The sequence below is a fragment of the Coleofasciculus sp. genome (genome assembly GCF_046539235.1).
Lineage (GTDB): Bacteria > Cyanobacteriota > Cyanobacteriia > Cyanobacteriales > Coleofasciculaceae > Coleofasciculus.
The window spans coordinates 1-3,993 of the sequence record NZ_JBKHHI010000523.1 but is presented as its reverse complement, the minus strand read 5'-3'; the positions used below and the strand labels follow the sequence as shown (position 1 = coordinate 3,993).

At 46.3% G+C, this 3,993-nt stretch carries 5 protein-coding genes and 1 pseudogene; all 6 read right to left on the bottom strand.

Features of this window, described 5'->3' with window-relative positions:
• Window positions 1–437 precede the first annotated feature (437 nt).
• The gene (locus ACLFWI_RS27940; protein WP_446415646.1) at window positions 438–1,049 is read right to left on the bottom strand and encodes a hypothetical protein; all 612 of its coding nucleotides are present in this window, start codon (window positions 1,047–1,049) and stop codon (window positions 438–440) included.
• Between the two features lie 181 nt (window positions 1,050–1,230).
• Entirely contained in the window at window positions 1,231–1,392 is a 162-nt protein-coding gene (locus ACLFWI_RS27935) for an SDR family oxidoreductase (protein WP_446415648.1), read from the bottom strand.
• Between the two features lie 12 nt (window positions 1,393–1,404).
• Window positions 1,405–1,617 (bottom strand): SDR family NAD(P)-dependent oxidoreductase, encoded by a 213-nt coding sequence (locus ACLFWI_RS27930; RefSeq protein ID WP_446415645.1) that lies wholly within the window; start codon window positions 1,615–1,617, stop codon window positions 1,405–1,407.
• A gap of 20 nt (window positions 1,618–1,637) precedes the next feature.
• A complete protein-coding gene (locus ACLFWI_RS27925; protein WP_446415644.1) occupies window positions 1,638–2,297 on the bottom strand; it encodes a DUF2301 domain-containing membrane protein in 660 nt (219 codons plus the stop codon).
• Window positions 2,298–2,436: 139 nt separating this feature from the next.
• Window positions 2,437–3,240: an SAM hydrolase/SAM-dependent halogenase family protein gene (locus ACLFWI_RS27920; protein ID WP_446415647.1), complete on the bottom strand. Its 804-nt coding sequence runs from the start codon at window positions 3,238–3,240 to the stop codon at window positions 2,437–2,439.
• Window positions 3,241–3,303: 63 nt separating this feature from the next.
• Window positions 3,304–3,489: pseudogene (locus tag ACLFWI_RS27915) on the bottom strand (WD40 repeat domain-containing protein); the annotation flags it as partial.
• Window positions 3,490–3,993: the final 504 nt, after the last annotated feature.

Genomic DNA, 3,993 nt, shown 5'->3' with positions numbered 1-3,993 from the left:
ACGGCTGACTCCATGGGAAGAAAATACACAGGACAAGTTGCTGAATTGACTATGACATAGGGGTTTAACTTAACCAAGATTGGGCAACGGTTAGCTTTGGGGAGTGGACAATTTGTCAGCTAGCACGGTTAAGGGATATAGGAGATGGGGAAGATGAGGGCGGGTTTAGTTAAGTTATTGGTTGGTGGCAAAATGTTATCTGTAAAACCCGCCCCTACACCCTTGGATGAGGGATATCGCGCTTTCCCTGCCTGTGAGGTACACCTAAATGTAGGAGCAATGTAGGGGGCGCAAAGCTTGCGCCCTTAACCATGTATCGCATCAAACCGGAAATTGCTATATAGGAGATGGGGAAGATGAGGGCGGGTTTAGTTAAGTTGTTGGTTTGTGGCAAAATGTTATCTGTAAAACCCGCCCCTACACACCTATTCCTGGTTTCAATGTAAATCTTCCTCCCAAATCCCGATATAGATTCGTCCCTCTTGTTGGCGTTCAATCACGCCTTCGAGATAGCCTAGCTGAAAGGAAAACTGCCGAGATTGACGTTGCCACACTTGTTCTAATCCCTGTTGGATTTGCTGGTTCAGCTTGCACCCTAACATTCCATTCAATGTCAACAATACTGTCTGGGAATCCACTTCAGCCGTAAAGGAGGCTTCGGTTTGTCGAATTCGTAGAGAATTTCGGTCAAATAGAAAACCTAAGCTGATCTGATCCGGTATTAATTCATAGAAAACAGCACGAGTATTGGGCCAATAACCGCGTGCGGTTCCGGTGGGAGCACCTAATAAACGCATTACATCTTCTTTGGTAATTCCTGGCTGAAAGGCGGGAATACCAACGCCTGTCGGGACTTCTCGACATCGCGTTTCAATCATGTCCCCTAGAGGAGGTGGAAAGACGTTGATGGATTCTAAAGGGAATGTAGAGGGTTTTGAGGCAAGTAGGGAACTCAGTTGTAACCGCGTCAGTGGTGAGAAAAATTGAGCCGATAGCACGACAGGGAAAACCTCGGCTATCAGGTAACTTATAATGATGACTATTACCATGACAATTTTCTGAGGATTTAGAGTGGTAAAGCACCGCCGATAATCGGGTTGACTTACCTAATAATTGGCAATTACAAAGTTATAAATAGGATTAGATTTATACTCAAATCATGGCGTATTTTTTAGGACTATCAAAACATTACGCCTTAAATAATTCGGTTAAAAAACTGTCCCTCGTTTTTTACGAGTACATCATTTTTCTGGTCATCCCGCCATCAATGACAAAATTCGCACCCGTGATAAATGTGGCTGGAGAAGCGGCGAGATAAACGGCAAATGCGGCAATGTCTTCGGGTTTGCCCACTCTACCCGCCGGATGTTGTTGATGATCCTGGGGGTTAATTGGATTTGATGTCTAGTCGTTAGCTTGTGATTCCAATCGTCTATCCGTTTGAATAAATTGAATTGAACCAAGGGGTTGAAATTCAGCGGCTGTAGCTGTTCCGGCTTCTGGATCAATTTCTGCGATCGCGACGTTCATTCCCTGTTCTAAGAAGGCTTTCGCGATCGCCTTACCAATCCCTTGTCCGCCTCCGGTAACAATAGCGACTTTCCTGTGCAAGCTCATCGGTTATTATTCCCTAATCCTTATGAGTGAGCCGCACGTTGTTCTTTAAGATAGGCAAAAACTGACTTGTCGCCAATGTCAGGAGGAATCGGCTGGATTGCCTTACGCACCGCAAAGACTAAAAATAGAACTGTCCAAAGTCCTAAAAGCACCTGTTCCGCCGTGGCGGGTAACATATTAACTAAATGTCCCAGTAACAAGACGGGTACTAAGGGAGTCAGCAGTTTGGTTTCAAAGCGGTTAAAACAAAAGGCTTCTTTAAAGTAAATCCCGGTTAACGCCACAAACACAAAGCCAATCCCGAACAGGGTAACGGGTTGGTTATACACGAAAAGGGCGAGGGGTTCGCTAGTCTGGATGGCGAACCAGCCAGCCGAAATCGTGCCAATTCCCCAAAACAGTTGTAGGAGGCGGTGTAGGGGGGCTAAATAGATATGAATTGTTGCCAAACTTACGCCTAACGCTACACAGAACAAGCCATATAGGGGCGTGAGGGCAGTTAAAATGGTGGGATTATCCGGTTGCCACAAGACCAAACCACTACCGATCGCAAAGCTCAATGCCGCAATTATCAGGCTACTGCGGTATACAATAACGCCGACGCGATCGCTGTCGGTAATCGTAAATTCGCCAAATTGACCCTGGTACACCTCAGAGTCCCATTGTTGTTGTAATACCATGTTTATCTCATCTCCTCTCAATACCAGGAAGGGGCTGGGAAAGTTTTAAGTTTTGAAGGTTGTAGGGGTGGGTTTCACGATTATCGTTTCTGAATTCACCCAGATGTGACTAAACCCTCCCTCATCTCCCTCATATAATTTAACCTTTGATTTCAGTGGTGACAGCCACGTCTACCCTCTTCCCTAAATCTAACTGCAACTCGGATTGAGCGCTACCGCCATTCACCGCAATTTCGACCCAACCGTGACTCCCAATCAGGGCGATGAGTTCTCCGAGAGGGCGATCGCTATAGGTTTGACCCGTGGGGATCTGGCGCTGGTTGACGGTGACTGACCAATTTTTTCCCGTCACGTCAGCGGCGGGAATATTGGTGATCAGGTTGCCGAAATGGTCAATATATTGGATAGAACCCGTGATCCCCGTCGCGGTTTTTGTCAGTTCCGGGATTGGCAATTGCACCAGAGTGCTAGGTTCGATCACTGATCCCAAGTCGTCTAAGGGAACACCACTGGCAAGATGTGCGCCAACAGGGGCAAATATATCTCGACCATGGAATGTTTGACTAGGGGTGGGGGTGCGCCAGAATTCTGGGTTGGTGAGTTCAACGGCAAAAACAATCGTACTTTGGGTTAAAATACCGCTAAATAATCCATTATCAGGTCCGACTAGGAAACCGTCATCCACTTGTAGCGCGATCGCACGGCGCTGACTACCGACACCGGGATCAACTACAGCGACATGGATGGTGCGATCGGGAAAATAGGGATAGGCGTTGATCAGGTTAAATCGGGCGGCGGCGATGTTTTGCCTAGGTATCTCGTGGGTGAGATCGATGATCGTGATGGCTGGATTAATTTGGGCGATGACGCCTTTCATAATTCCCACATAGACATCGTTGATGCCAAAGTCGCTTAATAGGGTGATGATTGGATTTGTAGACATAGTGAATCTAAATGTTAACTGGTCTGACCCAGAAATAATCCACTTTCCATCTGGTGTTACTGCCAAAGCGTTTACCGAATCAGTATGACCTTTAAGGGTGAAAAGTTCTTTTCCTGTTTCCAGACTCCAGACTTTGATAGTTTTGTCTTTTGAGCCAGAAATTACCAGTCTGCAATCTAATGCTGAAAAATTTGCCGTCTCGCTTGGCGTCCGGTGATAGGGAAGAATAAGGCAAATTATAACGGGCAATCAGTTGGGTACAGACATTCTCCAGAAATTGGTCAGCCCGGTTGATACCTTGAGAACGTATATTAAAATGAGCCACACATCCCGTTTGCTGCACGTATTTAGCCAGAATCGCACTTTTACCGATACCGGGTTCGCCTTCAATAATAAAATAACCGCTAGGCTGGCTTGTCAGAAATTCCTCTATCGCCTGAAACACAAATTCACGCCCAACAAACTGGGCTGTCTTCTCCTCAATTAGCGCTTGAAAAGAGTGACGCACTTCTGGTATCTGGGTGACGGGTGTAGATTGATTCGGGACTCCTGATTCTGGCTTATCTTCAACCTTAACAGTCGCCTGTCCTCGCCGCACTTTTGCCTTCTGCTGTTCGATTAGACGCGAAGCGGCTTCTCTTCGAGTACTTTAGTTCAAGGCTTAAGTTTTGGCTACAACCTTTCTGATTCAATGATATGGATAAAACTCCTATCTTGCAGCACTGGTAATAAATCCTCACTTACCTTGAGGTG

Excerpts from the sequence above, each read along its gene's own strand:
- ACLFWI_RS27920 (WP_446415647.1), bottom strand. The coding sequence starts at position 3,240 with ATGTCTACAAATCCAATCATCACCCTATTAAGCGACTTTGGCATCAAC.
- ACLFWI_RS27940 (WP_446415646.1), bottom strand. The coding sequence starts at position 1,049 with ATGGTAATAGTCATCATTATAAGTTACCTGATAGCCGAGGTTTTCCCT.
- ACLFWI_RS27925 (WP_446415644.1), bottom strand. The coding sequence starts at position 2,297 with ATGGTATTACAACAACAATGGGACTCTGAGGTGTACCAGGGTCAATTT.
- ACLFWI_RS27930 (WP_446415645.1), bottom strand. The coding sequence starts at position 1,617 with ATGAGCTTGCACAGGAAAGTCGCTATTGTTACCGGAGGCGGACAAGGG.